Genomic DNA, 24176 nt, shown 5'->3' with positions numbered 1-24176 from the left:
TGGAGGTGGAGACGGGATTTGAACCCGTGTAGACGGCTTTGCAGGCCGTTGCCTCGCCTCTCGGCCACTCCACCAGGAGTGCAGGGGCCCGGGAGCCCCCTCTTCCTGCGAGCGGACGACGAGGTTCGAACTCGCGACCTCAACCTTGGCAAGGTTGCGCTCTACCAACTGAGCTACGTCCGCCTGTCGTTTCGGTCCGCTCTCGCGGCCCGGCGACGTGTTGAACTCTAGCGGATTCCGGTGCCAGTACAAAAACGCGTTTGCGCAGCGTGCTGCACCTGCCCTGCTCAGGGACGCCGCGAGGGCCCCGCGGACGACGTCCCCCGGTCACCCGCGGGACACCCGCCATAGACTCGACGCGTGCTCGACCTCCCTCCCCTCGCCCGCTTCGGCGACCGCGTCGCCACCGGGCTCCTCGACGTCACCGACGACCCCGAAGCGCTGGAATCCAGCGGCTTCTGGGCGGTCTGCGCCGACTTCGAGGGCCGTCTGACCTGCGCACGCTTCCGTGACGTCCTCAGGGCCGAGGTGCCGCTGCCCGCGCCCGGCGGCTGGCGGGGCCCGGCGGCCGGTGACTGGACGTCCTCGCTCGACCGCGCCGCGTACACCGCCGCGGTGCGGCGCATCCGGGAGCACATCGCGGCCGGCGAGGTCTACCAGGCGAACCTCTGCAGGGTGCTGTCCGCGCCCGTCCCGCCCGGCGCCGACGTCGACGCCCTCACCGCCCTGCTGGCCCGAGGGAACCCGGCCCCCTACGCAGGAACGATCCGCCTGCCCGGCCACGGGGTGGAGATCGCCACCGCCTCCCCCGAACTGTTCCTGCGGCGCGACGGGCGGACCGTCGAGTCCGGGCCGATCAAGGGCACCGGACGCACCGAGGCGGACCTCCTGGAGAAGGACTACGCCGAGAACGTGATGATCGTGGACCTGGTCCGCAACGACATCGGCCGGGTCTGCGCCACCGGCACCGTCACGGTGCCCGACCTGTGCGCGGTGGAGAAGCACCCCGGACTGGTCCACCTGGTCTCCACGGTCCGGGGCGAGCTGCGGGAGGGGGCCGGCTGGCCCGAACTGCTCGGCGCCGCCTTCCCGCCCGGCTCGGTCACCGGCGCCCCCAAGTCCAGCGCGCTGCGGATCATCGACGCCCTGGAGACGGCGCCCCGGGGGCCGTACTGCGGCGGCATCGGCTGGGTCGACGCCGACCGGGGCACCGGCGAGCTGGCCGTCGGCATCCGCACCTTCTGGATCGACCGGGACGCGGGCATGCTGCGCTTCGGCACCGGCGCGGGCATCACCTGGGGCTCCGACCCCGAGGGGGAGTGGCGCGAGACCGAGCTGAAGGCCTCCCGGCTGCTCGCGATAGCGTCGGGAACGTACGAGGTGAGTGGAGAGGACCTGACGTGAAGATCTGGCTCGACGGCGGGCTGCAGGACATCGAGTCCGCCCGCGTCTCCGTCTTCGACCACGGGCTGACCGTGGGCGACGGCGTCTTCGAGACGGTGAAGGCCGTGGACGGCCGGGTGTTCGCGCTCACCCGGCACCTGGACCGGCTCACCCGCTCCGCCCGCGGACTCGGCCTGCCCGACCCGGACCTGGACGAGGTCCGCCGCGCCTGCGCCGCCGTGCTGGAGGCCGTCCCGGTCCCGCTCGGCCGCCTGCGCATCACCTACACCGGCGGCCACGGACCGCTCGGCTCCGACCGCGGCGACCACGGCCCCACCCTCGTCGTCGCCCTCGGCGCGACCACCCGCCGGCCCGACTCCACCGCCGTGATCACCGTCCCCTGGACCCGCAACGAACGCGGCGCACTGACCGGCCTGAAGACCACCTCGTACGCCGAGAACGTCGTCGCTCTCGCCCGCGCCCGCGAACAGGGCGCCTCCGAGGCGCTGTTCGGCAACACCGTGGGCCGGTTGTGCGAGGGCACCGGGTCGAACGTCTTCGTCGTCCTGGACGGCGAGATCCACACCCCGCCGGTCGCCTCCGGCTGCCTCGCCGGCATCACGCGCGCCCTGGCGATCGAGTGGACCGGCGCGAAGGAGACCGACCTGCCGCTCGACGTCCTGGAGCGGGCCGACGAGATCTTCCTGACCTCCACGCTGCGCGACGTGCAGGCCGTGCACCGGGTCGACGGACGGGAACTGCCCGGTGCGCCGGGCCCGGTGACCGCCAAGGCCATGCGGGTCTTCGAGGAGCGCTCCGGGGACGACCTCGATCCCTGACCGGCCCGCGATATTCGGCTGACCGGGGCCGTGGTTGCGGGTAGAACACCGGTGATGACCACGACCCTGCGGCCGACCGAGCCGCTTCAGCAGAACGACGACGGGACGCGCTCGCGCCGCTACCAGGTGTGCGTCAACAGCCGTCCCGTGGGCGAGATGGACCTCGGCACGCATCCCGTGTTCGGCGACGCCGTGGCCCGGATCACGCGCCTGGAGATCGACGAGGCGGACCGCGGCCGGGGCAGGGGTGCCGTGGCCGCCCTGGCCGCCGAGGAGGTCGCGCGCGGCTGGGGGTGCCGCCGCATCGAGGTCTCGGTGCCGGCCGCGTCCGGGGCCGGGCTCCGGCTGGCCACCGCGCTCGGCTACGCGGTGCGCAACCGCGGCATGGAGAAGCGGCTCGGAGACACCCCGCCCGAGCTGCCCGAGGGCAGCCGCGCCCGGCCCATGACCGAGGCGGAGTTCGGGCCCTGGCTGGAGAAGGGCAAGGCGGACTACGCCCGCAGCTGGGCCGAGCGGGGCGTCCCGGAGGCCGAGGCCCGGGCCAAGTCCGAACGCGACCACGCCGACCTGCTGCCCGAAGGGCTCGCCAGCCCCGGCATGCTGATCAGCGTCGTCGAGCACCTGGGCACACCGGTGGGCACGCTGTGGCTGGCGCTGCGCGAGGACAGCGCCTTCGTCTACGACGTCGAGGCGGACGCAGCCCACCGGGGCCGGGGGCACGGCCGCACCCTGCTGCTGCTCGCCGAGGCCCAGACGATCACCGAGGGCAGGCACACCCTCGGCCTCAACGTCTTCACCGGCAACACCCCGGCCGAACGGCTCTACGCCTCCCTCGGCTACGAGACGACCCTGTACGCCATGTACAAGCCGCTGCTCTGACGGACCCGGGCCTGCGGGCGGGCAAGCGGCGCGGCGAGGGGGCGAAGGGTCAGGCCTGCCCGCCGGCCAGCAGCCGGTCGGCGATCCGCTCGATCCGCTCGCGCAGCCCTTCCTGGCTCTTGCCGCCGTCGAGCCGCTCGCCACCGATGACGTAGGTCGGGGTGCCGGTCACACCGATCGCCTTGCCCTCGGCCTGGTCGGCGTCCACCATCAGGATGTGCCGGCCGTCGATCAGCGCGGTGTCGAACTCCTCGGCGTCCAGGCCCAGTTCACCGGCCAGTTCGACCAGGAACGGCTCGCCGGCCCGGCCCAGCTCCTCGACCCGGCCCAGCAGGGCCTCGGCGTAGGGCCACCCCCGGCCCTGCTCCCACGCCTCCTCGGCGGCCTGGGCGGCGGCGAAGGCGTGCTTGTTCTTCTCCAGCGGGAAGTGCCGCAGCCGCACCTCCAGCCGATCGCCGTAGCGGGCGCGCAGGGCACGCAGGTCGTCCAGCGCCGTGTGGCAGTCGGGGCACTGGAGGTCGCACCAGACCTCGAGGACGGGGGCGGGGGAGGAGTCGCTCATAGGGACAGTCTCCCAGCCGCCGCGCACTGCGGTGGCGCGGGGCGGGGCGCCCGCCCGGTCGGCTCGCCGTCGCCCGGCGCCGCCCCGGGACGGCGGGGCGCACCGGCACCTGCGGAGGAGGCGACCCGGAGATGTCCCTGATGTCCGCCGGGGGCATGGCCCGCCGGGGTGCGGCGGGTGCAGGATGGAAGGGACGAACCACCCCGCCGGACCGCGCACGCCTGGAGGCCCCCGGATGATTGCCGAGACCGTCTGCTCCGCCGTGTCCGCGGCCGGCCTGGGCATCGCGGCCGTCACGGCGTACCGCAAGCGCTTCCTCGCGGCCGCCCGCATCGCCGCCTACGCGCTGGTGCCGATCGCCCTGGTCATGACCGGGATCGTCCAATGGCTGGCGGACACGGCGTTCAGCCCGACCGCCTGGGCCGGTTTCGGGCTGCTGGGCCTGGCGTGGGTGCTGTTGGCGACGACCCGGTTCGCCGAGCGCCGCCGGGGCGGTACCCGCAAGGAGCGCAGGGCCGCGGCCCGCGCGGCGGAACAGCCCGGGGCGGTGGCCCCGGCGGCCTCAGCGCCCTCCCTGGGCCAGGGCTCGCGCCCGGCCTCCCGGCCCGCCGCCGCACCCCGCAGCGACGACGACTTCAGCGACATCGAGGCGATCCTCAAGAAGCACGGCATCTGACGGCGGGCGTGTCGGGTCGATAGGTCACAGTTCGTCCCCAGGCGCGCGGAAGTGATCACAGAGCGAACCGGACCTCGCGGTTTCGGCGCATCCCCGCACGCAAGCAGGCCGCTGATCGCGTCCGGCCGGGTGACTGCGTCATCATCGCCGCGAGATGCTGGACATGACGCAACAGAGCGACCCCGCGCCGCCGCAGAACGAGGCCCCCGCCTTGCTCGACGAGCGGCTCTCCCTCCGGGACGAAGCACCTGCCGCACCGGTCGAGCGGTTCCCTCCGCGGGACGAGGCACCGGTCCTCCTCGATGAGCGGCTCCCTCCGCGGGGCGAGGCACCCGTCTTCCTCGACGAGCGGCTGGCACCCGGGATCGAGGCCCCGGTCTGCCTCGACGATCGGCTCCCTCCCAGAGGTGAGGCGCCCGTCCTCCTCGATGAGCGGCTCTCGCCGGTGGGGCAGGCGTCCGTCTTCGTCGACGAGCGGCTCCCCCCGGGGGACGAGGCACCCCTCCTGCCGGAGGCGCGGCGTCCGCCGCGGGACGAGCCGCGCGGCTGCCTCTTCGCCCTGTCCCAGCCACCGCTGATGATCTTCCTTGCGGTGATCGGGACCCTGCTGCTCATGGCCTCGCTGCACGATCTGCTGCTGCTGTGACCCCCACCCGCGGTGCCCGGCGTCACCCGCCGGGGCCGCGCCGTCCCGCCGGCCCGGTCGCCGGCGGTGCCCCTCAGCCCGCCGCCTCCTTGCGGCGCGCCCGGTACGCGGCGACGTGCAGCCGGTTCCCGCAGGTCCGGCTGTCGCAGTAGCGCCGCGAGCGGTTGCGGGACAGGTCGACGAAGGCGCGCCGGCAGTCGGGCGCCTCGCAGCGCCGCAGCCGCTCCTGCTCCCCGGCGACCACGAAGAACGCCAGGGCCATCCCGCAGTCGGCGGCCAGGTGGTCGGCCACCGAGGCGCCGGGGGCGAAGTAGTGGACGTGCCAGTCGTAGCCGTCGTGGTCGGTGAGGCGGGGCGTGGTGCCCGCGGCCGCGACCAGCTCGTTGATCAGCACGGCGGCGGCCCGGGCGTCCGGTGCCGCGAAGACCGCGGCGAACCGCCCGCGGATCTTGCGCACCGCGGAGAGGTCGAACTCCGAGAGCACCCCGACGTCGCTGATGTCGTGGTTCCGTACGAAATCCGCGAGGGCCGCCACGTCCGGCAGCCCGTCCGCCGCGGTGTCGTCGTCCGGTGCGGTGTTCACCAGATCGACCACGGTGTCGAGGGCGCACCGGGTGTCGTGGGTGATCAGCACGATTCGCTCCCTGGCCTGAGGGTCGGGCGGGCGCCCGCCGATGCTGGCCGATGGTAACGGCTCGACCGCGGCCGGTCCGCACCTTCGCCCGCACATGGCTTCGATGAGAACGCTGTCCGGCCCGCCGTGGTTCCCGACCGCCTGCCCTGCTGGCTCCGCCTCCTCCCGTCACCCGCCCCGGGGCCGCGCACACGCACACCGGCGCCGCCCCGCGTGAACCGCGGAGCCGGCGCCGGTGTGACCTGTATGCGGTTGTCCGGGCCCGAGCCGTCTCCCCGAGTCGACGGCGCCGGGCGGCTTGTGGGGCCTCGGTCTAGCTCTCCGCCAGGATGTGCGACAGCTCCTGATCGAGGTCGAAGTGCCGGTGCTCCGTGCCGGGCGGCACGGCGGCGTCTGTGCGCTTCAGGAAGGACTCCAGGGCCCGTGCCGGGGCCTCGAGCAGGGCTTCGCCCTCCGGTGAGCTCAGGGCGATGCACACGACGCCCTGACCGTGACTGCGCGACGGCCAGACACGGACGTCGCCGGTGCCGGTGGGGCGGTGAAGCCCCTCGGCGAGGAGGTCGCGGGCGAACACCCACTCGACGGTCTCCTCGGCTCCGGTGTGGAAGGTGGCGTGCACGGCGTAGGGGTCGGCCGTGTCGTACCGCAGGCCTGCGGGGACAGGCAGGGAGGACTCGCTCGACACAACGAGGCGCAGGTGCAGCTCGCAGCTGACCGTGGTGTTCATAAGCGCCAGGGCCTTTCGCTCAGTGTGCGCTCGGGGATTCGCACGTCGGCGAAATCGACATGCCACCTACGGTGCCGTTGTAAACCCCTCTGAGTGTTTTGCGTGCCTTTACGTAACTCTTCCGGCCGAGAGATCGTTCGCGGCGTGCGTCCATTCCGGTGACTGGTTTCGCTCGGGTAGTGTTCGTCCGTATGAATACGGGGAGTGACGAGCCGGGCGAGGTGGCCGTGGCACCGGACGGATCGGGGACCGGCGAGGTGGAGAGCGAGCCGGAGCGGGGACTCGGCTCACGGGCGCCGGAATTCATCAAGGCGCGTCGCGTGCTGCACATGAGCTGGCAGGTCGGCGTCTTCATCATCGGCCTGGCCGTCGTGGTGGCCGGCATCATCATGCTGCCCCTGCCCGGGCCGGGCTGGGTCGTGATCTTCGGCGGCATGGCGATCTGGGCGACGGAGTTCGTCTGGGCCCAGCTGGTGCTCCGCTGGACCAAGCGGAAGGTCACCGAGGCGGCGCAGCGGGCCCTCGATCCCAAGGTGCGCCGCCGCAACATCATCCTGACGAGCATCGGCCTGGTGATCGTGGCCGTCCTGGCCGGGGTCTACCTGTGGAAGTTCGGCGTCGTCATGCCGTGGAAGATCAAGGACCAGTGAGCCGTGCGGGGGTGCCGGTGCTGGTCACAGGCACCCCCTGACATGGGGTAATGTTCTTCCTGCGTCCGGGCGATTAGCTCAGTGGGAGAGCGCTTCGTTCACACCGAAGAGGTCACTGGTTCGAACCCAGTATCGCCCACCCGGATCACCGGCCCACCTGCGAAAGCGCAGGTGGGCCGGTGTCGTGTCCGGCCCTTTTTCTCGGGGCGGGGTCGCCCGGGGGGGGCACGCGGTGCCAAATCCGCCGGCCGTGCGGCGCCCTCCCGGTCATCTCGTCCCCTCCCTGCCCCGTGCTCCGGGTCCGTCTCCCGTCTCCGCGCCGGACACCCCGTCCCGGCCGTCCCGTGGCCGAATGCCGACCTCGCCGGGCCGGCTCCTCCCGCCCGCCCCAGCGGTCCTCTTCCGGCCACCGTGCGTCCCGTGCCCGGGGCGAAGCCCGCTTCCCCCCGCGAAGGCGGAGCGTGCCGAGGCGGCTGAGCGCCCTGCGATCACCGGCTGGTGACGATCCGTTAGGCACGCTCAGCGAGAAGAAGCAGCCGGAAATCGAAGTGGAAACGGACGTCCGGTCTTGTCCCGACTTCCGGAGAAAGCCCAACACCCGGAACTGGAAAGGAAAACAACGGAGGTCGCCCGAAATCCGATCGGGTCGCTGCGTCGATACGGCGCGAAGAACGCGCCGGCGGATCCCGCGTTCAGATCTAGTCGATGATCTGGTCGAAGAACAGTACGGCCGGGGCCACCACCCCGCCTCCGACACTCACCGCCACCGGCCACCCCTTGCCGGCCAGCACGGCCAGGACGGTGGCACCGACGCCGACCAGGACGGCCAGGAGGAAGACCATCGCGGCGCGCTGAGTGAGCAGCGGCCCGTCACGGCCCGGCCCACGACCGGTCTGTGCCACCTCGCAGCCCCCTACCCGGCGCCGCGGACGGTCTCGTGCGCCCGCCACGTCAGCGCCGCACCGTCGGCATCGGGGCCCGGTACGTCCCACGGGTCCTGCGCCGGACGCAGGAGTTCGAAGCGGACCTCGCCGCCGGCACCCTCCGTGCGGAATCCGTGCACGGCGGGTTCCGGGAGGCTGTTGTAGTGGAAGGGCGTCGAGAAGTAGTAGGCGCCGGTGTCCGGGACGGCGACGAGATCGCCGGGTTCCAGGAGCGGCAGGGCCCGGTCGCAGGCCAGCAGGTCCCCGGCGAAGCAGGCGGGTCCGGCGATGTCCTGGCGCACGGGTCCGCCCCGCTTGGCCCTGCCGCTCCCGTCGTGCGCCTCGATGCGCAGGGGCCAGGCGTCGGGCTGGAACACCGTGCGGGTCGCCACCTGCACACCGGCGTGCGTGACCGCGATGCGCCGCCCGCCCGTGCTCTTGGTGTACTCGACGTACGCGGCGGTGAACCCGTTCTTGGCGAGGACGGAACGGCCGAACTCGGTGACGATCTCGTACCGCCCGGAGAACAGTGCGGGGGCCTGGGCGCGCAACTGCCGCACGTACGTGTCGAAGGTCGGCGTCGTCTCGTCGTCGGCGAAGTTGACCGGCAGTCCGCCGCCGATGTCGATGCCGATGACCTGGCGCCGTCCGAGCGAGGCGTTGACCTCCTCGGCGAACTCCACGGCCCGGGCGACCCCGCCGGCCATGAGGTCCAGCGGGCAGCCCTGCGAGCCGGCGTGCGTGTGCACCCAGGTGAGCCACGGGTGATCGTGGTAGGCGCGCAGCAACTGCCGCCGGCTGCCCGGATCCCCCAGCGGGACGCCGAACTTCGACGTCCTCGTCGCCGTGCTCATCGCGGCGATGCTCCCGCCGCCGAGCTGAGAGTTGACACGCACTCCGATCCGCGAGGCCGGGGCGCGGCCGCCGAGCGCCCGGTCGATCCTCGCCAGCTCCTGGTGGTTGTCCACGTTGACGGTCACCCCGAGGTCGAGGGCAAGGCGCAGCTCGGCCTCCGTCTTGGCGGGGGAGTCGAAGACGATCCGTTCCGGTGCGAACCCTGCTGCCAGCGCACGGGCCAGCTCGCCCGCCGTGGCCACCTCGCAGCCCATCCCCAGCCGCCGCACCTCCGCCAGCACGGGCACGAGGCAGTTCGCCTTGGCGGCGAACGCGTGCAGCACGCGGGGCGAGGAGGGGAAGGCGCGGTGCAGGGACGCGACGGTGGCCGCGAGACCGTCGAGGTCGACGAAGCCGGCCAGCGGTGACCGCTCGGCGTCCAGCAGACCCTGCCGTACCGCTTCCTGGAGAATCCGTTCGCGCCGCTCCGCGGCGGGAGTCCGTCCGGTCATGACGAGCCCTTTCGGTGCCGGTGCCCCGGGCCGTCCCGGGGTCGAGCACCAGGCTGCTGTCCGCAGCGGGCCGGCGTCTTCGTCGCATCGTCAAAGCCGCGGGCCCCGCTTGTGGGGGCCACGCCCGCCAACTCACCCTCTGAAAAGACGAGTTGTCCGATCGGACAACGGAGTGCCGTTCCGTCGGTGGCACCGGCCGAACGGCGGACCGCACCGGCGGTCAGGTCGCGGGTGCCGGGCGGTGGCGCGGGCCGGCGGCCGCCTCACCCAGCCGTAACTCCACCTGGGCGAGCAACCGCGCGTCGGGACTCCGCAGGTCCAGCCCGGACACCTCCGTCATACGGCGCAACCGGTAGCGCAGAGTGTTGGGATGCACGTCCAGCGTGCGGGCAGCGGCCGAGACGTCACCGAAGTGGTCGAGGTAGGCGCGCAGGGTGTCCACCAGGCAGCTGCCCGCGTGTTCGGCGTCGAACTCCCTCAGCCGGGCCACCGACGTCCGCGACGGCAACGCCAGATCGCGCAGGGCGTCGAGGACCTGGAGGACGCCCACGGTGTCCGCGACGTCCTCGCTCCGCGCGACGCGAGGCAGTCCGGCGCCCGCGGCGAGCGCTCCCAGCGTCCGCTCCGCCGACCTGCGTGATCCGGGCGCTTGTGCCAGTCCGGCGGCGACGTCGCCGAGTCCCACCCTCACCGTCGAGCCGGTCGCCGCCGCCAACCGGTCGGCCAGCGCGTTCCCCAGCCGGCGCACCTGGGCCTCGGCCCGCCCGGGGCCGCGGTCCAGCCCGCTCACCAGCACCAGGGTCCTGCCGCCCGCCGGGACCACCACGACCCGGTGGCCGAGGGACGCACAGTGCAGGGCCAGCAGGCTGTGCAGCCCGGACGGGTCGTCGTCCGCCGCGCGGCCGGGCCCCGCCCCCACCGCCAGGACGGCACAGGGCTCACGGACCTCCAGCCCGGCCCGCTCCGCGAGCACGTCGACGGACCCGCGGTCCTCCAGCACCGCCCGGGCCGCGTCCTCCACCAGACGGTCGTCCGAGCTGTGCGTGCGGTGATGCAGCAGGTGGGGGGCCGCGGCCCGGACCGCCGCACGGAGAGTCTCCGCCGCGTTCGGCGACAGCGGGCGGCCCCCCACCGCCGCGACCCACAGGGAGCCGAGGGCCTCTCCACCCGCCCGGACGGCACCGACCAGACGCTCCGGGTCGTGTCCCCGGGCGGGCCGGTGCAGGACGTCGTCGGCGCCCCACAGCGCCTGGAAGAAGCCCGCCTCCCGCATCGCCGCCACCCGCCAGGGCGGCACCCGGCGGCCGAGGATGGTCAGCCGGCGCATCTCGTCGACGTTCTCCTCGGTGGAGGAGTACGCCAGCACCCGCGACTCCGTGTCCTCGATCGTCACGGAGCCTCCCACGAGGGCGGCCACCGCGTCGGCCAGGGAGTCCAGGTCACCCAGGCGCACCCCGCCGGCCGCCGGCACCGGCGGAGCACCCGCCGCGGCCAGTCCCGCCCTCAGCACCCCCACCAGCTGCGCCCACGTGCACCAGGCGGTGCGGAAGAGCACCGCCGTGCCGCTCTCCCGCGCGGCCGGCTGCAGTGCCCGCGCGGCGGACTCCGCCCGGACCGGGCCGAACACCACTCCCGCAGCGCCGGCCTCACCGGCCCGGCGGACCACGTCGACCGCGTGGGCCGAACCCGGGTCGACCCCGACCGCGAGCACCAACGCCCGTGCCCTGATCAGGTGTTCCAGGGGATCCAGCACCTGCACATCGGTGATCTCCGTCCGCAGTCCCGCGGGGGCGGTGAGCAACTCCACGGCTCCCGCGCCCACCACCGACAGCAGGCGCTCCAGCGTCGCGTCGATGCCCGCTCCCCGGTCCGGGGTCCCCCTCAACTCCGCCACGGCGCCTCCCCCTTGAACCCCTCACCGGCCGTGCGGCTGCCGGCGGCCCGCCCGGGAGCACGTATGACATCACGTCCCGCACCCCGGGTCGAGAGCGTCCTAGTTCATCCTCCCCAGCACGTCCCGCACCCGCCGGACGTCCCGGAGCCGCTGCTCGTACGTCGCCCCGAGGGCGAGCAAGAGGAGCCCGGCGAGGGCGGGAGGTGCCCAGCGGGGCAGGGCGCCGGTCACCTGGACGACGTACGGGGCGAGTTCGTGCAGCGTGACCAGGGCCAGGACCGTGCCGCCGAACACCAGCGGCGCCTGGAGGCGGTGGCGGGCACCCAGGAGCGTGACGGCCAGGGCCGCCGCCCCGAGCAGCAGCGGGCGCGTCCAGTGCGGGTCGGACCAGGCCACGGCCAGGCTGGGCAGCAGGGTCGCGGCCAGCCCCGGGCCGTACGCGCCCCAGGACGAGGCCCGCGGGTCGCGGCGCCGGTGCAGCATGCCGATGAGCAGGGCGGGGACCGACACCGGAAGCGTGTACGCCTCGGGCGTCCCGACCTGCCAGGCGGCCAGGCGCACCCAGGCGGCCAGCACGAACAGGGCCGTGGCCGCGTAGCCCACGGGACGGCGGTCCGGGCGCAGCGCGGTGCCCGCGGCGATCACTCCGCACAGCGCCAGCACCAGGGCGAGCAGCGGCGGGTCGGTGACGGCGAGCCCGGCGGCGAGCAGCGCGGCGGCGGCCCCCGCCGCCTCGACCGGCACCGTCGCGCGGGACCCGCCCAGACGCGGCGCGAGCACGGCGGCCACCGCGGGGACGAGCAGGACCAGCAGGGCGGTGCGGGCCGGCGGCCAGTCCGCCGCGGCGCCCGCCGCGGACGCCAGGGCGGTGCCGTACACCAGGGCTGCCGGGGCCGTGAACGGGGTGAGCGGGGCGTGCCACGAGGCGGCCGCGAGCAGCGCGGTCAGCAGCGCGAGCACGACCAGCGTCACGCTCCTCGACGCCAGGGAGAGCAGCGTGAGGTCGGCGGTCGTGAGCAGCGTGAGGACCAGGGCGGTGATCCTCGCCTCGGCGAGCGTCGTCCGGGCCAGGTACAGCGCGGCCGCCGCCACCACGGCCAGGACGGCCAGGCCCGCGAGGTACGGGATCGAGACGATCGCCGGCAGCAGCAGGGCCGCCGCCCACACCAGGCCCAGCGCACCGGTCCGGGCGCGCGGACGCCACTGCTCGGCACGGACCGCCCACCCGAGCACGGCCGCGACCGCGAGCAGCACGAGCGGAGCCGTCACCGCGTCCGGCGGCCAGGGCGCGTCGACGGCGACCGCCGCCCGGGCGTCCGAGGGCGCGCCGCTCCAGATCCGCCCCAGCCACCCGGCCGGGCCGAGCACCACCAGGGCGGCCACGGGCAGCACCGACAGCAGGGCCAGCCCCTGCACCGCGGCCGAGGCCCAGAGCAGGCCGTGCCGTATCGCGTCCGGCAGCAGGCGTCCGGCGCGCAGGGCCGCCAGCAGGGCGATGCCCAGCGCCAGATGCACCGGGACCGTCCAGGCGGCCGGCACCTCGGTGCGGGCCACTCCGCCGAGCGCGCCGACCGTGAGCAGCCCGGAGAGGGTCGCCAGGCCGAGGGCGTGCCGGCGGGCCGGACCGGCGAGCCGCCAGGCCGCGCCCAGCGCGATCGCCGCCGCCAGGACCAGCAGCGCACCGGCCCGGGACGCCGCCACCGGGCCGCCCGCGGTCAGGGACAGCCAGCCGGCGGCCGACACCCCGAAGCCGCCGGTGCCGTACGCGCCGACGAGGGCGCAGATCCGCACCGCGACGGCCGGCATCCGCAGGGCCACCAGCGCGTCCAGCCCGGCCGTCACCAGCAGCGCGGCCGTGACGGTGTGGGGGCCGGCGTCCGCGGCCAGGGCCCACAGGGTCAGCGGTGACTGGGCCGCCGCCACGGCACAGGGGCCGGGCAGGCGCAGGGCGCCGACCGCCGGGAGCAGGCCGTACGCCGCCCAGACCAGGGCCAGCACCGCCGAGGCGGCCGCCGCGTAGAGCGTGCCGTCCGAGCCGCCGAGCGCCGCCTCGTGCAGCGCGTAGGCGTCGAGGACCGTCAGGGCGAGGCCGAGGCCCGCCACCGCCTCCGCCGTCGAGCGCAGCCCTCGCTTCAGCAGCGGCACGGGCGCGAGGAGCGTGGCGAGCGTGACCGCGCCGAGCACCAGCGCCCGCCCGGTGATCCCCATCTCTCCCCAGCTGACCAGCGTGAACACCGCCGCGGCGAGGGTGAGGAGGATCCCGCCGAGCACCAGGAGCACGTTCTGCACGCTGGGCGCGGCGGTCTCCGGGCGGGGCGGGGCGGCGGACGGGTGCGCCGCCGGCAAGGGGGACCCCTGCATCTGCTGCAGAGCGGCGACCAGCCAGGCGCGACGGGTCAGCAACTGGGCGCGCCGGGCGTCGAGTCGGCTCAGTTCGGCGTCGAGGAGCCGCAGTTCCTCGGCCGGGGGCGGTTGGTGCGTCATGCCTGGCAGTGTGGTCCGGGTCACCCGGCGCGGCATGAGTGCCGGTACTCAGGGGCGTACTCAGACACGGACCGGCGCACCCCGGGCAGACTGCGGACATGGACTGGAACCGTTACCGCTTCCGCAGCCTGTGGCTCCTGCCCGCCCCGCCGGACGCCGTGTACGAGGTGCTGGAGCGCCCGGAGGACTACCCGTCCTGGTGGCGCCAGGTCCGGGAGGTCGAGCGGCTCGACGACACCACCGGCGTCATCCGCATCCGCTCCGTCCTGCCGTACGGCATCACCTTCACGGCACGGCGGACGCGGCACGAACCGTCGGCCGGCGTGCTGGAGATCGCGGTGTCCGGGGACATCGAGGGCTGGGTCCGCTGGACCCTCACCCCGCACGGGGACGGCACGCTCGCGCGGTACGACCAGGTCGTGAGCGTCGGCAAGCCCCTGCTGCGGCGGCTCGCCGTGCCGGGTCGGCCGCTGTTCCGCGCCAATCACGCGCTGATGATGCGGTCCGGTCGGCGCGGACTGCTCCGGCACCTGCGAGCGGTTTGAAGGATGCGTGCCGGGACCTGTATTGTTCAGTGCGTTCCCGGGCGATTAGCTCAGTGGGAGAGCGCTTCGTTCACACCGAAGAGGTCACTGGTTCGAACCCAGTATCGCCCACCGGAAACAGCCGGTCCGTCACCGACGGACCGGTTTTTTCATGTCCGCCTCGCACCGCCGTGCCCGCGCCCCGCACGCGCCAGGGGTTGCTCAGGCTGCCGCCGGCAGCTCCGGGCGCAGCGGCCACGCCGGATCCACGGCCTCGTCGACACCGCTGCGCGCGAACCACGCCTGCAGGCCCCGGGCCTGCGCCGCGTGCCACACCGCCTGCAGCGTGTGCAGTTCGCCCGGTGCGAGCCGCTCCAGCCGCGACGCGAACCGCCGGCCCACCGCCCGGGTGACCTCCAGCGCCGCCACGGCGTCGGCCGCCGCGTCGTGCGCGCCCTCCAGGGTCACGCCGTAGTGCGCGCACAGGTCGGTCAGGGTCCGGCGGCCCTTGCGGTAGCGGTCCAGGTGCTTGTCGAGCACCCGCGGATCGAGCACCAGCAGCGGCGCCGACTCGAACCAGCGGCCGAGCGCCGACGCCCGGTGGCGGCGCAACTCCCGGTCCAGCATGGTCAGATCGAACGGCGCGTTCATCACCACCACCGGGCGGCCCACGTGCGCCTGCTCGGCCAGCGCCTCCGCTATCTCGAACATCACCGGCGCCGGCCACCGGCCGTTGCGCTGCAGATGCTCCTCGGTCAGCCCGTGCACCTCCGTCGCCTGCGCGGGCACCGGCACACCCGGGTTCACCAGCCAGCGGCTGATCCGCGGCCGGAGGCCCGGCGCGTCCTGGACGACGACGGCGGCCGACACGATCCGGTCGGTCTCGACGTCGACGCCTGTCGTCTCCGTGTCGAAGGCGGCCAGCGGCCCCTCGTACCAGCACGTCGTCATACGCCCACAACCCCTCGTTCACCTTCGGCAGTTGACGCACCGTCCGCTGCCCGATCCGGTGATACCCGGGCTGTTTGCGCCGTACGCCGGAAGGAGACAACAGGAGTACGGGTCTTTGCAGTTCAGCGGCCCGCACGGGGAATCCACTGTTCTGGAAGGCTGTTCGGCCATGGCCATAGCGCAGCCCGAACGGGGCGGGCTGCTGCCCGAGCGCACGGCCCCCTCCCGCGGCTCTCTCGCCACCACCGCCTGCATGGAGACCTTGCAGGTCGGCTATCTGCACGCCGTCGCGGCGGCGGCCGGCTGCTCGCTGTCCCAGCCCTTCCCCGACAACGGCATCGACTGGCACGTCAGCCACAGCGCACCCGGGCACACCGTCGACGACGAGGTCACCATCAAGGTGCAGCTCAAGGCCACCTACCAGGTGCCGCCCCACCCGCCGGGCCGCAGCTTCTCCTTCACGCTCGACAACGACCACCTGGTCAAGCTCGCCCGCACCCCCGTGTCCGTGCACAAGATCCTCGTGGTGATGCTGGTGCCGCGCTCGCGCGAGGACTGGCTGCGCGCCGGGCACGACCGGCTCGACCTGCGGCACTGCTGCTACTGGACCAACCTCGCCGGCCACCCGGTCACCGGCCGCCGCCGCACCACCGTGCGCATACCGACCGCGCGCATCTTCGACGACCGGGCGCTGTGCGAGATCATGACGCGGGTCGGGACGGGAGGACGACCGTGACGCACCGCCCTGCCGAGGAGCCCCCGCGCCCCGTGCGCCCCCACCCCGCCGGCACCGCCCCCGGCGGCCCACCCTCCGAGCCCGGGACCGGCGCCTTCGGCCCCGTCCCCGAGCTCGGGACCGGCGTCCTCGGCGGCCCCGTCCCCGAGTCCGGTGACGTCGACCCGGCCGTGCTCGCCGCCCTGCTGCGCCGGCACGGCTGGCAGCGCCGCGGCGGCGCCCCCGGCCGCTACGGCCGCTGGACCCCGCCCGGCCCCGGCGCCCACGGCACCAGCCTGCTCGTGCCCGAGAGCCGCGCCTTCCCCGACAGCGACGACCTGCTCGGCGAGGCCCTGCTCGCCCTGACCCGCAGCGCGACGCCCTCCGCCCGCGAGGTCCTGGTCTCCCTCGCCGTGCCCAGCGACGAGATCCGCTGGTGGCACGACGTCCCCGCCGGGCCCGCCGGCGCCGCGCCCTGGAGCGCCGAGGAGCGGCTGCGCACCGCCGCGCGCCGGACCCTCCTCGCGGCCGCCCTCGCCGACCGCGCCCGGGCCGGCTACCACGGGGCCCGCCACCGGCGCACCGCCACCGCGTCCCTGGGACGCGTCCTCCTCGGCTCCGCGAACGGCGGCCGGCTCACCGCCTTCGTCCCCGCCGACGGCGGCCGCCCCCTGGCCGTACGCCTCCACCAGGCCCTGCACGCCGCCCGTGAAGCCGTCGACTACCAGCGCGCCACCGGCTGCACGGACGCCTTCGACGGTGCCGTCGAGGCCGGCGTGTGCCACGAGCTGACCGAGGCACTGGTCGCCCTCGTGCACGGCACCGAGGGCGCCCGCATCGCCGTCGCCTGGGCACCCGCGGCCGGGGTCCCCGAAGGCTGCGCGGCCTCTGCCGGACCGGTCGAGTTCTCACCCGGCGACCTCCCCGCGCTGCGCGCCGCGAGCGCCCGCTACCTGCGCGAGGAACCGGCCGTGCCCGTGCGGATCACCGGGGTGGTCACGCGGATGCGCAGGTCGGGGCCGCGGGGCGCGGGCACCGTACGGCTGCGCGTGCTGGCCGGGGCCGACGTGCCGCACGTCCGCGTCGCCCTGGAGGAGGAGGCGTACCGCACCGCCGGGCACGCGCACCTGGTCGGGCTGCCCGTGCGGGTGCAGGGGCGGCTGGAGAGCCGGGGCGGGTTCCGCCGCCTCACCGGCGCCCACGGGGTCGTGGCAGTGCCGCTCGACGAGGCCGAGCAGGACCGGCTGATGAAGTCGCTCCGGGAAGACGCCGGGGTCACGGCAGCCTTCTTCGAGGAGGCCGGGGGAGGGGAGCGCGGGGACTGATTTCGCGGGGGGCGGCCCGGGGTCGGTACGATCCTTACTCGTGCGCGCGCTCCGGTATGGCGCCGCAGCCCCCTTCAGTCAGGAGAGACCGGTGTCAGACGTCCGTGTGATCATCCAGCGCGATTCCGAGCGGGAAGAACGCGTGGTGACGACGGGCACTACGGCCGCCGAGCTCTTCGCCGGCGAGCGTTCGATCATCGCCGCGCGCGTCGCCGGCGAGCTCAAGGACCTGTCGTACGCCCTGTCCGACGGCGACGAGGTCGAGGGCGTCGAGATCTCCTCCGAGGACGGTCTGAACATCCTGCGCCACTCGACCGCGCACGTGATGGCCCAGGCCGTGCAGGAGCTGTTCCCCGAGGCCAAGCTGGGCATCGGCCCGCCCGTCAAGGACGGCTTCTACTACGACTTCGAGGTCGACAAGCCGTTCACGCCCGAGGATCTCAAGGCCGTCGAGAAGAAGATGCAGGAGATCCAGAAGCGCGGGCAGCGCTTCTCCCGCCGCGTGGTCACCGACGAGGCCGCCCGCGAGGAGCTGGCCGGCGAGCCGTACAAGCTGGAGCTGATCGGCCTCAAGGGCTCCGCCTCCGTTCAGGACGGCGCCGACGGCGCGGACGTCGAGGTCGGCGCCGGCGAGCTGACGATCTACGACAACCTGGACGCCAAGACCGGCGAGCTGTGCTGGAAGGACCTCTGCCGCGGTCCCCACCTGCCCACCACCCGCAACATCCCGGCGTTCAAGCTGATGCGCAACGCGGCCGCCTACTGGCGCGGCAGCGAGAAGAACCCGATGCTGCAGCGCATTTACGGCACCGCCTGGCCGACCAAGGACGAGCTGAAGGCGCACCTGGAGTTCCTCGCCGAGGCCGAGAAGCGCGACCACCGCAAGCTGGGCAACGAGCTGGACCTGTTCTCCATCCCCGAGCAGATCGGCTCCGGCCTCGCCGTCTTCCACCCCAAGGGCGGCATCATCCGCCGGGTCATGGAGGACTACTCCCGCCGCCGCCACGAGGAGGAGGGCTACGAGTTCGTCTACACCCCGCACGCGACGAAGGGGAAGCTCTTCGAGACCTCGGGCCACCTGGACTGGTACGCCGACGGCATGTACCCGCCCATGCAGCTCGACGAGGGCGTGGACTACTACCTCAAGCCCATGAACTGCCCGATGCACAACCTGATCTTCGACGCGCGCGGCCGCTCCTACCGCGAACTGCCGCTGCGCCTGTTCGAGTTCGGGACCGTGTACCGGTACGAGAAGTCCGGCGTCGTGCACGGCCTGACCCGGGCCCGCGGCTTCACCCAGGACGACGCGCACATCTACTGCACCCGTGAGCAGATGTCCGAGGAGCTGGACAAGACGCTCACCTTCGTGCTGAACCTGCTGCGCGACTACGGCCTGACCGACTTCTACCTGGAGCTGTCCACCAAGGACCCGGAGAAGTTCGTCGGCTCGGACGAGGCGTGGGAGGAGGCGACCGAGACGCTGCGCCAGGTCGCCGAGAAGCAGGGCCTCCCGCTCGTCCCCGACCCGGGCGGCGCCGCCTTCTACGGCCCGAAGATCTCCGTCCAGGCCAAGGACGCGATCGGCCGCACCTGGCAGATGTCGACCATCCAGCTCGACTTCAACCTGCCCGAGCGCTTCGACCTGGAGTACACCGCGGCGGACGGCACCAAGACCCGCCCGGTCATGATCCACCGCGCGCTGTTCGGCTCCATCGAGCGTTTCTTCGCGGTCCTGCTGGAGCACTACGCGGGCGCCTTCCCGGCGTGGCTCGCCCCCGTCCAGGCGGTCGGCATCCCGATCGGCGACGCGCACGCGGAGTACCTGGAGAAGTTCGCCGCCGCCGCCCGCCGCAAGGGCCTGCGCGTCGAGGTCGACTCCTCCTCCGACCGCATGCAGAAGAAGATCCGCAACGCCCAGAAGCAGAAGGTGCCCTTCATGGTCATCGCGGGCGACGAGGACATGTCGAACGGCTCGGTGTCCTTCCGCTACCGCGACGGCTCGCAGGAGAACGGCATCCCCTTCGACGAGGCCATCGCCAAGATCCTGAAGATCGTCGAGGACCGGACGCAGGTCTGATCGCACGGCGCGAGGCCCCCGGGACCCCCCGGGGGCCTTTGCCGTCCCGCCGTCTCGACGCCATATGCTGCACTGCATGACGAGTGAGCCGGAGCAGCAGCTGGGAGTCGGGACGCAGGACGCGTTCCAGCGTCTGTGGACCCCCCACCGGATGGCCTACATCCAGGGGGAGAACAAGCCGACCGGCCCGGGCGCCGGCGACGGCTGCCCCTTCTGCGCGATCCCGGCCAAGTCCGACGAGGACGGGCTCGTGGTCCGCCGCGGCGAGCAGGTCTACGCCGTGCTGAACCTGTACCCGTACAACGGCGGGCACCTGATGACCGTGCCCTACCGGCACGTCGCCGACTACACCGACCTCACCCCCGCGGAGACCGCCGAGCTGGGTGAGCTCACCAAGCAGGCGATGACGGCCCTGCGCACCGCCTCCGGCGCGCACGGCTTCAACATCGGCATGAACCAGGGCTCGGTCGCCGGCGCGGGCATCGCGGCGCACCTGCACCAGCACATCGTGCCGCGGTGGGGCGGGGACACCAACTTCATGCCGGTGGTGGGCCACACACGGGTGCTGCCGCAGCTCCTGGCCGACACGCGGAAGATGCTCGCGGAGGCGTGGCCGGCCGCTTGATCCGGGCGCGGCCGGGCATTCCCGGCCCGTCCGGCGAGTGAGGGCGAGGCCGCCCGGTCCGACGGGGGTCCCGGGGCGCATCCCCCGCGACCCCCGCCTGCGTCGCTCACCTACGCGTCGTACACGTCCGCCTTCTTCGGCGAAGCCTCCTGCACGGCCCCGCTGAGCGCCGCCGACCGCGCGCCGAACTTCTCCACGCTCACCCCGTTCTCGCGCAGCACCTTCAGCGCCGCGGCGTGCACCACCCGCAGCACCGGCGTGGCCGCCCGCAGCGCGTCGTCCGCCATGAACCGGTGCCGCCAGGGCTGGTCGGCCCACGCGTGCCGCAGGCCGAACGGCTCCGGCAGGGTGAGGCCGCCGCCCAGCCACTTCAGCAGCGGCGGGTACCAGGTCAGCGGGGCGCGCGCGGCCAGCCGCACCACCTCGTCGGCGTCGACCAGGGGGAGCTTGACCGTGCGGGTCTCCCAGAAGCGGAAGGACTTCTGGACCGTCTTCTCCCTGGCCGCGGGCTTCTCGTTGAACAGCGGGTTGACCGGCCCCAGCGCGTGCCCGGTGACCTCGATGCGCAGGGTGTCGTGCAGCACCGTCACCGTGATCAGCATGGTGATCACCAGGTGGCCGTCCCACAGCGTCCACTGCACGCCCAGGTAGTGCCGGTCACCGCTGCCGAACTGCTGCTTGTTGCAGATCTCCTGCACCGCGTGCGTGCGGACCGTGTACGCGTCGACGTCCGTCCCGCTCGGCCGGGACACCTCCGTGGCCTTCTCGCCGATCGGCGTGACGATCCAGTGCGTGATGGACGGCTTGGGGAAGCCGCCGGTGTTGATCGAGGTGCGCTCCAGCATGGCCAGACCGCCCTGGATCGCCACGATCACGTCCCAGCTGCGGAAGGGGTGGAACTCCTTGCCCGGCTCGGCCGACACCAGCTCCTCGGCCAGCTGCCAGCTGCCCCAGCGCGTGCCCATGCCGAGTATGCCCTTGGGGCCCGCGTAGAAGACCGAGTTCGAGCGCTGCTCGGCGGCCAGGCGGGCCAGCTCCTTGCGGACCTGCTCGGCCGCGTCGCCCGGGTTGCCGGGAACCGCCTCGGGGATCTTGGCACCGACCCCGCCGCCCGACAGCAGGCCCGACCAGCGGTCCCGCAGGTCCCGTGCCGTGCGCTCGCAGACGTGCTTGGCCCAGAACCAGCCGACCACGGGCATCAGGACGCAGGCGCGCGCGTACCAGCCCCAGAACCCCGAGAAGGGCATCTTCAGCAGGAACAGCACGGCCAGCGCGCCGATGGCGACCAGCAGGGTCGTGGCCAGGGCGCCCGCGCGCTTGTCCTCGCGCCTGGCCATGGTGGTGCGCAGCGTGAACACCAGCAGCCACACGAGGAAGCCGGGCAGGAACAGCAGCCCGCACACCACCGTGATCACCGAGAGCATGTTGTCCCGGTCGCGGCGGATGCGGTGCGCCGCCAGGCAGTGCTCGACGACCACCTGGGGTTCGATGCCGAAGGACTGGATGACCGGGGCGCGCCCGGCGCCCAGCATCCGGTCGATGACCGCCCGGGAGAACGCCTCGCCGAGCCGGGGCCGGAAGATCTTCGCCCAGGGCCGCGGGGGCGTCACCTTCGACTGGTGCCACTCGTTGTCGGCGGCCAGGATCTTGCCGACCTCGTCGTCCCGGTAGGCCGCCGCAGCCAGCGCGTACGTCGCCGCCGTCTGGCCGCTCGCACCCGCCAGGGGCACCTGAGCCCCGGGACTGAAGTCGAATCCGTCCGTCACTGCCGCCCCCATCGCCGCCGCATCCGCATCTGCGGCCTTCCCGACTTCCGCTCCGCGCACACCTGTTGATCAGGTCATCAGCGTATCCGTCCGTACGGGCGCGCGTCGGCGGACGGCCGTCAAGCCGCCCGCCGACGCGGAAGGAAGCCCTCATCCGGGCAGTCGGAGGCGCCCGGCGCCAACTACGGTGCCGCGTGCGCCTCTTCGCGCACCCGCTCCGCCACCTGCGCCGGCATCGGCTCGTGCCGTACGTAGCGGCGGCTGAAGCGCGCCGTGCCGTGCGTCATCGACCGCAGGTCGATCGCGTACCGGCCGATCTCGATCTCGGGCACCTCGGCCCGGATCAGGGTGCGCCCGCCGGGGGTCTGCTCGGTGCCGAGCACGCGGCCGCGCCGCCCCGACAGGTCGCTCATCACGGCGCCCACGAAGTCGTCGCCGATCAGCACCGACACCTCGGCCACCGGCTCCAGCAGGTGGATCCTCGCGGCGGCGGCGGCCTCCCGCAGCGCCAGCGCCCCGGCCGTCTGGAAGGCGGCGTCGGAGGAGTCCACCGAGTGCGCCTTGCCGTCCAGCAGGGTCACGCGCACGTCGATGAGCGGATGTCCGGCGGCGACCCCCTTGGCCGCCTGGGCGCGCACGCCCTTCTCGACCGACGGGACGAACTGCCGGGGCACCGCTCCGCCGACGACCTTGTCCACGAACTCGATGCCGGAACCGCCCGGCAGCGGCTCGACCTCGATCTCGCAGATCGCGAACTGGCCGTGCCCGCCGGACTGCTTGACGTGCCGGCCGCGCCCGGACGACCGGTGCGCGAAGGTCTCGCGCAGGGACACCCGGTGCGGCACCACGTCGACCTGGACGCCGTAGCGGCTGCGCAGCCGCTCCAGGGCGACGTCCGCGTGCGCCTCGCCCAGGCACCACAGGACGACCTGGTGGGTGTCCTGGTTCTGCTCCAGCCGCATCGTCGGGTCCTCGGCGACCAGCCGGGCCAGGCCCTGCGACAGCTTGTCCTCGTCCGGCTTGCTGTGCGCCTGGATGGCCAGCGGCAGCAGCGGGTCGGGCATCTGCCACGGCTCCATCAGCAGCGGGTCGTCCTTGGCGGACAGGGTGTCGCCGGTCTCGGCCCGGCTCAGCTTGGCCACGCACGCCAGATCGCCGGCGATCACGTGCGACACCGGGCGCTGCTGCTTGCCGAACGGCGTGGACAGGGCGCCGATCCGCTCGTCGACGTCGTGGTCCTCGTGTCCGCGGTCGGCCAGCCCGTGCCCGGAGACATGGACCGTCTGGTCGGCGCGCAGGGTGCCGGAGAACACCCGGATCAGCGACAGCCGGCCCACGTACGGGTCGGAGGACGTCTTCACGACCTCCGCGACCAGCGGAGCGTCCGGGTCGCACGGCTTGAGCTCGCGCGGCTTGCCGTCGACGGTCGTCACCCGGACCGTCTCGTGCTCCAGCGGGGTCGGGAAGCCGCCGGTGATCAGCTCCAGCAGCTCCACCGTGCCGAGGCCCTGCCGGGCGCCCTCGGCCGCGGGGGCGGCGGCCAGGACGGGGAAGAACGCCCCGCGCGCCACGGCCCGCTCCAGATCGTCGATCAGCGTCTTGACCTCGACGGGTTCCCCGCCGAGGTAGCGGTCCATGAGGGTCTCGTCCTCGCTCTCCGCGATGATCCCCTCGATGAGCCGGTTGCGGGCCTCCTCGATCAGCGGCAGCTGATCCGGACCCGGCTCGGACTCCTTGCGCTCGCCGGTGGAGTAGTCGAACAGCTTCTGCGACAGCAGCCCGATCAACCCCGTCACGGGCGCGTGCCCGTCGGGCGCCTGAGGGCCGTGCAGGGGCAGGTACAGCGGCAGGACCGCGTCCGGGTCGTCCGCGCCGAAGGCCTCCGCGCAGATGCGGGTCATCTCCTCGAAGTCGGCGCGCGCCGCCTCCAGGTGCGTGACGACGATGGCCCGGGGCATGCCGACCGCCGCGCACTCCTCCCAGACCATGCGCGTGGACCCGTCCACGCCGTCCGAGGCCGAGACGACGAAGAGGGCCGCGTCCGCGGCGCGCAGACCGGCCCTGAGCTCCCCGACGAAATCGGCGTATCCGGGGGTGTCGAGGAGGTTGACCTTGATGCCGTCCCAGGCAACGGGCACCAGGGAGAGCTGCACCGAGCGCTGCTGCCGGTGCTCGATCTCGTCGTAGTCGGAGACGGTGCCGCCGTCCTCCACGCGGCCCGCCCGGTTCACCGCCCCCGCCGTGAGGGCGAGGGCTTCGACCAAGGTGGTCTTGCCCGATCCGGAGTGGCCGACCAGCACCACGTTCCGTACGGACTGGGGGTGGTCGGCCGCCTGCGCCCTGCCGGCGGCCCCAGGGTGTGTCTGTCCCTTGTCGCCCATGATCCTGCCTCCCGTGCACGGTGAGGTCCCTGTGGGCGCGGGCACGCGGATCCTCCCCGGACTCCGTCCGGGAGGTGCCCCCAGCGGTGGCGGCTCCGGCGACGCCCGCGGTCATTCGACCTTCCCACCGTCGCCACGGCGCGTCCATACGAAGGACGTCACCGCGCCA

The 24176-nt window shown here is 73.6% G+C and carries 21 protein-coding genes and 4 tRNA genes; 13 read left to right on the top strand and 12 right to left on the bottom strand.

Annotated elements, in window-relative coordinates; genetic code table 11:
* Window positions 1–74 (bottom strand) — tRNA-Cys (locus ACFYWG_RS30280).
* Between the two features lie 36 nt (window positions 75–110).
* Window positions 111–183, bottom strand: a tRNA-Gly gene (locus tag ACFYWG_RS30275).
* Between the two features lie 177 nt (window positions 184–360).
* Between ACFYWG_RS30275 and ACFYWG_RS30270 the strand changes: the two genes are divergently transcribed.
* Genes ACFYWG_RS30270 through ACFYWG_RS30260 form a run of 3 tightly spaced genes read left to right on the top strand, consistent with a single transcriptional unit; the run spans window position 361 to window position 3101 of the window.
* Window positions 361–1404 carry a chorismate-binding protein gene (locus tag ACFYWG_RS30270; protein WP_383502096.1) on the top strand — a complete coding sequence of 348 codons (1044 nt, stop codon included), beginning with the start codon at window positions 361–363 and terminating at the stop codon, window positions 1402–1404.
* Window positions 1401–2222 carry an aminotransferase class IV gene (locus tag ACFYWG_RS30265; protein ID WP_376332250.1) on the top strand — a complete coding sequence of 274 codons (822 nt, stop codon included), beginning with the start codon at window positions 1401–1403 and terminating at the stop codon, window positions 2220–2222. The genes ACFYWG_RS30270 and ACFYWG_RS30265 overlap by 4 nt, the downstream gene beginning before the upstream one ends.
* A 54-nt stretch (window positions 2223–2276) precedes the next feature.
* Complete coding sequence (locus ACFYWG_RS30260) at window positions 2277–3101, top strand: GNAT family N-acetyltransferase (RefSeq protein ID WP_383502099.1); 825 nt, start codon at window positions 2277–2279, stop codon at window positions 3099–3101.
* A 49-nt stretch (window positions 3102–3150) separates the two neighbouring features.
* Here the strand turns inward: ACFYWG_RS30260 and ACFYWG_RS30255 are convergent, their stop codons facing one another.
* Entirely contained in the window at window positions 3151–3663 is a 513-nt protein-coding gene (locus ACFYWG_RS30255; RefSeq protein WP_389204248.1) for a DsbA family protein, read from the bottom strand.
* A 235-nt stretch (window positions 3664–3898) separates the two neighbouring features.
* Here ACFYWG_RS30255 and ACFYWG_RS30250 point away from each other — a divergent pair, with 235 nt between their 5' ends.
* Both ACFYWG_RS30250 and ACFYWG_RS30245 read left to right on the top strand, forming a co-directional pair.
* Window positions 3899–4339: a hypothetical protein gene (locus ACFYWG_RS30250; protein ID WP_389204247.1), complete on the top strand. Its 441-nt coding sequence runs from the start codon at window positions 3899–3901 to the stop codon at window positions 4337–4339.
* A gap of 163 nt (window positions 4340–4502) precedes the next feature.
* On the top strand, window positions 4503–4985 hold the full coding sequence (locus tag ACFYWG_RS30245; RefSeq protein WP_389204349.1) for a hypothetical protein: 483 nt from the start codon (window positions 4503–4505) through the stop codon (window positions 4983–4985).
* Between the two features lie 73 nt (window positions 4986–5058).
* On the opposite strand, the gene ACFYWG_RS30240 is transcribed toward ACFYWG_RS30245, so the two are convergent.
* Window positions 5059–5619 carry a CGNR zinc finger domain-containing protein gene (locus ACFYWG_RS30240; protein WP_385417380.1) on the bottom strand — a complete coding sequence of 187 codons (561 nt, stop codon included), beginning with the start codon at window positions 5617–5619 and terminating at the stop codon, window positions 5059–5061.
* A gap of 313 nt (window positions 5620–5932) precedes the next feature.
* Complete coding sequence (locus ACFYWG_RS30235) at window positions 5933–6346, bottom strand: SsgA family sporulation/cell division regulator (RefSeq protein ID WP_004002642.1); 414 nt, start codon at window positions 6344–6346, stop codon at window positions 5933–5935.
* A 191-nt stretch (window positions 6347–6537) separates the two neighbouring features.
* Between ACFYWG_RS30235 and ACFYWG_RS30230 the strand changes: the two genes are divergently transcribed.
* Window positions 6538–6996 carry a TIGR02611 family protein gene (locus tag ACFYWG_RS30230; RefSeq protein WP_383502108.1) on the top strand — a complete coding sequence of 153 codons (459 nt, stop codon included), beginning with the start codon at window positions 6538–6540 and terminating at the stop codon, window positions 6994–6996.
* A 67-nt stretch (window positions 6997–7063) separates the two neighbouring features.
* A tRNA-Val gene (locus ACFYWG_RS30225) sits at window positions 7064–7135 on the top strand.
* Between the two features lie 559 nt (window positions 7136–7694).
* Here the strand turns inward: ACFYWG_RS30225 and ACFYWG_RS30220 are convergent.
* From ACFYWG_RS30220 to ACFYWG_RS30205, 4 genes are all read right to left on the bottom strand, one after another.
* The gene (locus ACFYWG_RS30220) at window positions 7695–7898 is read right to left on the bottom strand and encodes a hypothetical protein (RefSeq protein WP_376332260.1); all 204 of its coding nucleotides are present in this window, start codon (window positions 7896–7898) and stop codon (window positions 7695–7697) included.
* 11 nt (window positions 7899–7909) lie between these two features.
* Window positions 7910–9265, bottom strand: a complete 1356-nt coding sequence (locus ACFYWG_RS30215; RefSeq protein ID WP_389204246.1) for a diaminopimelate decarboxylase — start codon at window positions 9263–9265, stop codon at window positions 7910–7912.
* Between the two features lie 220 nt (window positions 9266–9485).
* Window positions 9486–11159, bottom strand: coding sequence for a PucR family transcriptional regulator (locus ACFYWG_RS30210; protein ID WP_389204245.1), 1674 nt, complete (start codon window positions 11157–11159; stop codon window positions 9486–9488).
* A 99-nt stretch (window positions 11160–11258) separates the two neighbouring features.
* Window positions 11259–13643 carry an SCO7613 C-terminal domain-containing membrane protein gene (locus tag ACFYWG_RS30205; protein WP_383502117.1) on the bottom strand — a complete coding sequence of 795 codons (2385 nt, stop codon included), beginning with the start codon at window positions 13641–13643 and terminating at the stop codon, window positions 11259–11261.
* A 98-nt stretch (window positions 13644–13741) separates the two neighbouring features.
* On the opposite strand from ACFYWG_RS30205, the gene ACFYWG_RS30200 reads away from it, so the two are divergent.
* Window positions 13742–14188: an SRPBCC family protein gene (locus ACFYWG_RS30200; RefSeq protein ID WP_389204244.1), complete on the top strand. Its 447-nt coding sequence runs from the start codon at window positions 13742–13744 to the stop codon at window positions 14186–14188.
* A gap of 39 nt (window positions 14189–14227) precedes the next feature.
* Window positions 14228–14299, top strand: a tRNA-Val gene (locus tag ACFYWG_RS30195).
* A 90-nt stretch (window positions 14300–14389) separates the two neighbouring features.
* Here the strand turns inward: ACFYWG_RS30195 and ACFYWG_RS30190 are convergent.
* Entirely contained in the window at window positions 14390–15118 is a 729-nt protein-coding gene (locus ACFYWG_RS30190; protein ID WP_383502123.1) for a 3'-5' exonuclease, read from the bottom strand.
* 169 nt (window positions 15119–15287) lie between these two features.
* Here ACFYWG_RS30190 and ACFYWG_RS30185 point away from each other — a divergent pair, with 169 nt between their 5' ends.
* From ACFYWG_RS30185 to ACFYWG_RS30170, 4 genes are all read left to right on the top strand, one after another.
* Window positions 15288–15854 carry a DUF4365 domain-containing protein gene (locus tag ACFYWG_RS30185; RefSeq protein WP_333934468.1) on the top strand — a complete coding sequence of 189 codons (567 nt, stop codon included), beginning with the start codon at window positions 15288–15290 and terminating at the stop codon, window positions 15852–15854.
* The gene (locus tag ACFYWG_RS30180; protein ID WP_389204243.1) at window positions 15851–17158 is read left to right on the top strand and encodes a hypothetical protein; all 1308 of its coding nucleotides are present in this window, start codon (window positions 15851–15853) and stop codon (window positions 17156–17158) included. The genes ACFYWG_RS30185 and ACFYWG_RS30180 overlap by 4 nt, the downstream gene beginning before the upstream one ends.
* A 91-nt stretch (window positions 17159–17249) precedes the next feature.
* Window positions 17250–19235, top strand: a complete 1986-nt coding sequence (gene thrS, locus ACFYWG_RS30175) for a threonine--tRNA ligase (RefSeq protein WP_389204242.1) — start codon at window positions 17250–17252, stop codon at window positions 19233–19235.
* Window positions 19236–19299: 64 nt separating this feature from the next.
* A complete protein-coding gene (locus ACFYWG_RS30170) occupies window positions 19300–19860 on the top strand; it encodes an HIT domain-containing protein (RefSeq protein WP_376332275.1) in 561 nt (186 codons plus the stop codon).
* A 110-nt stretch (window positions 19861–19970) separates the two neighbouring features.
* On the opposite strand, the gene ACFYWG_RS30165 is transcribed toward ACFYWG_RS30170, so the two are convergent.
* Together ACFYWG_RS30165 and ACFYWG_RS30160 are read right to left on the bottom strand one after the other, a co-directional pair.
* Complete coding sequence (locus ACFYWG_RS30165) at window positions 19971–21638, bottom strand: hypothetical protein (RefSeq protein ID WP_376332276.1); 1668 nt, start codon at window positions 21636–21638, stop codon at window positions 19971–19973.
* A gap of 170 nt (window positions 21639–21808) precedes the next feature.
* Window positions 21809–24007, bottom strand: coding sequence for an elongation factor G-like protein EF-G2 (locus ACFYWG_RS30160; RefSeq protein WP_385417404.1), 2199 nt, complete (start codon window positions 24005–24007; stop codon window positions 21809–21811).
* Between the last annotated feature and the right edge of the window lie 169 nt (window positions 24008–24176).

Origin of the sequence: Streptomyces sp. NPDC003456 (assembly GCF_042878735.1) — a bacterium.
In the GTDB taxonomy this organism is placed as follows: domain Bacteria; phylum Actinomycetota; class Actinomycetes; order Streptomycetales; family Streptomycetaceae; genus Streptomyces.
The sequence above is the reverse complement of the archived record's forward strand: the minus strand, read 5'-3'. Positions and strand labels throughout refer to the sequence as shown.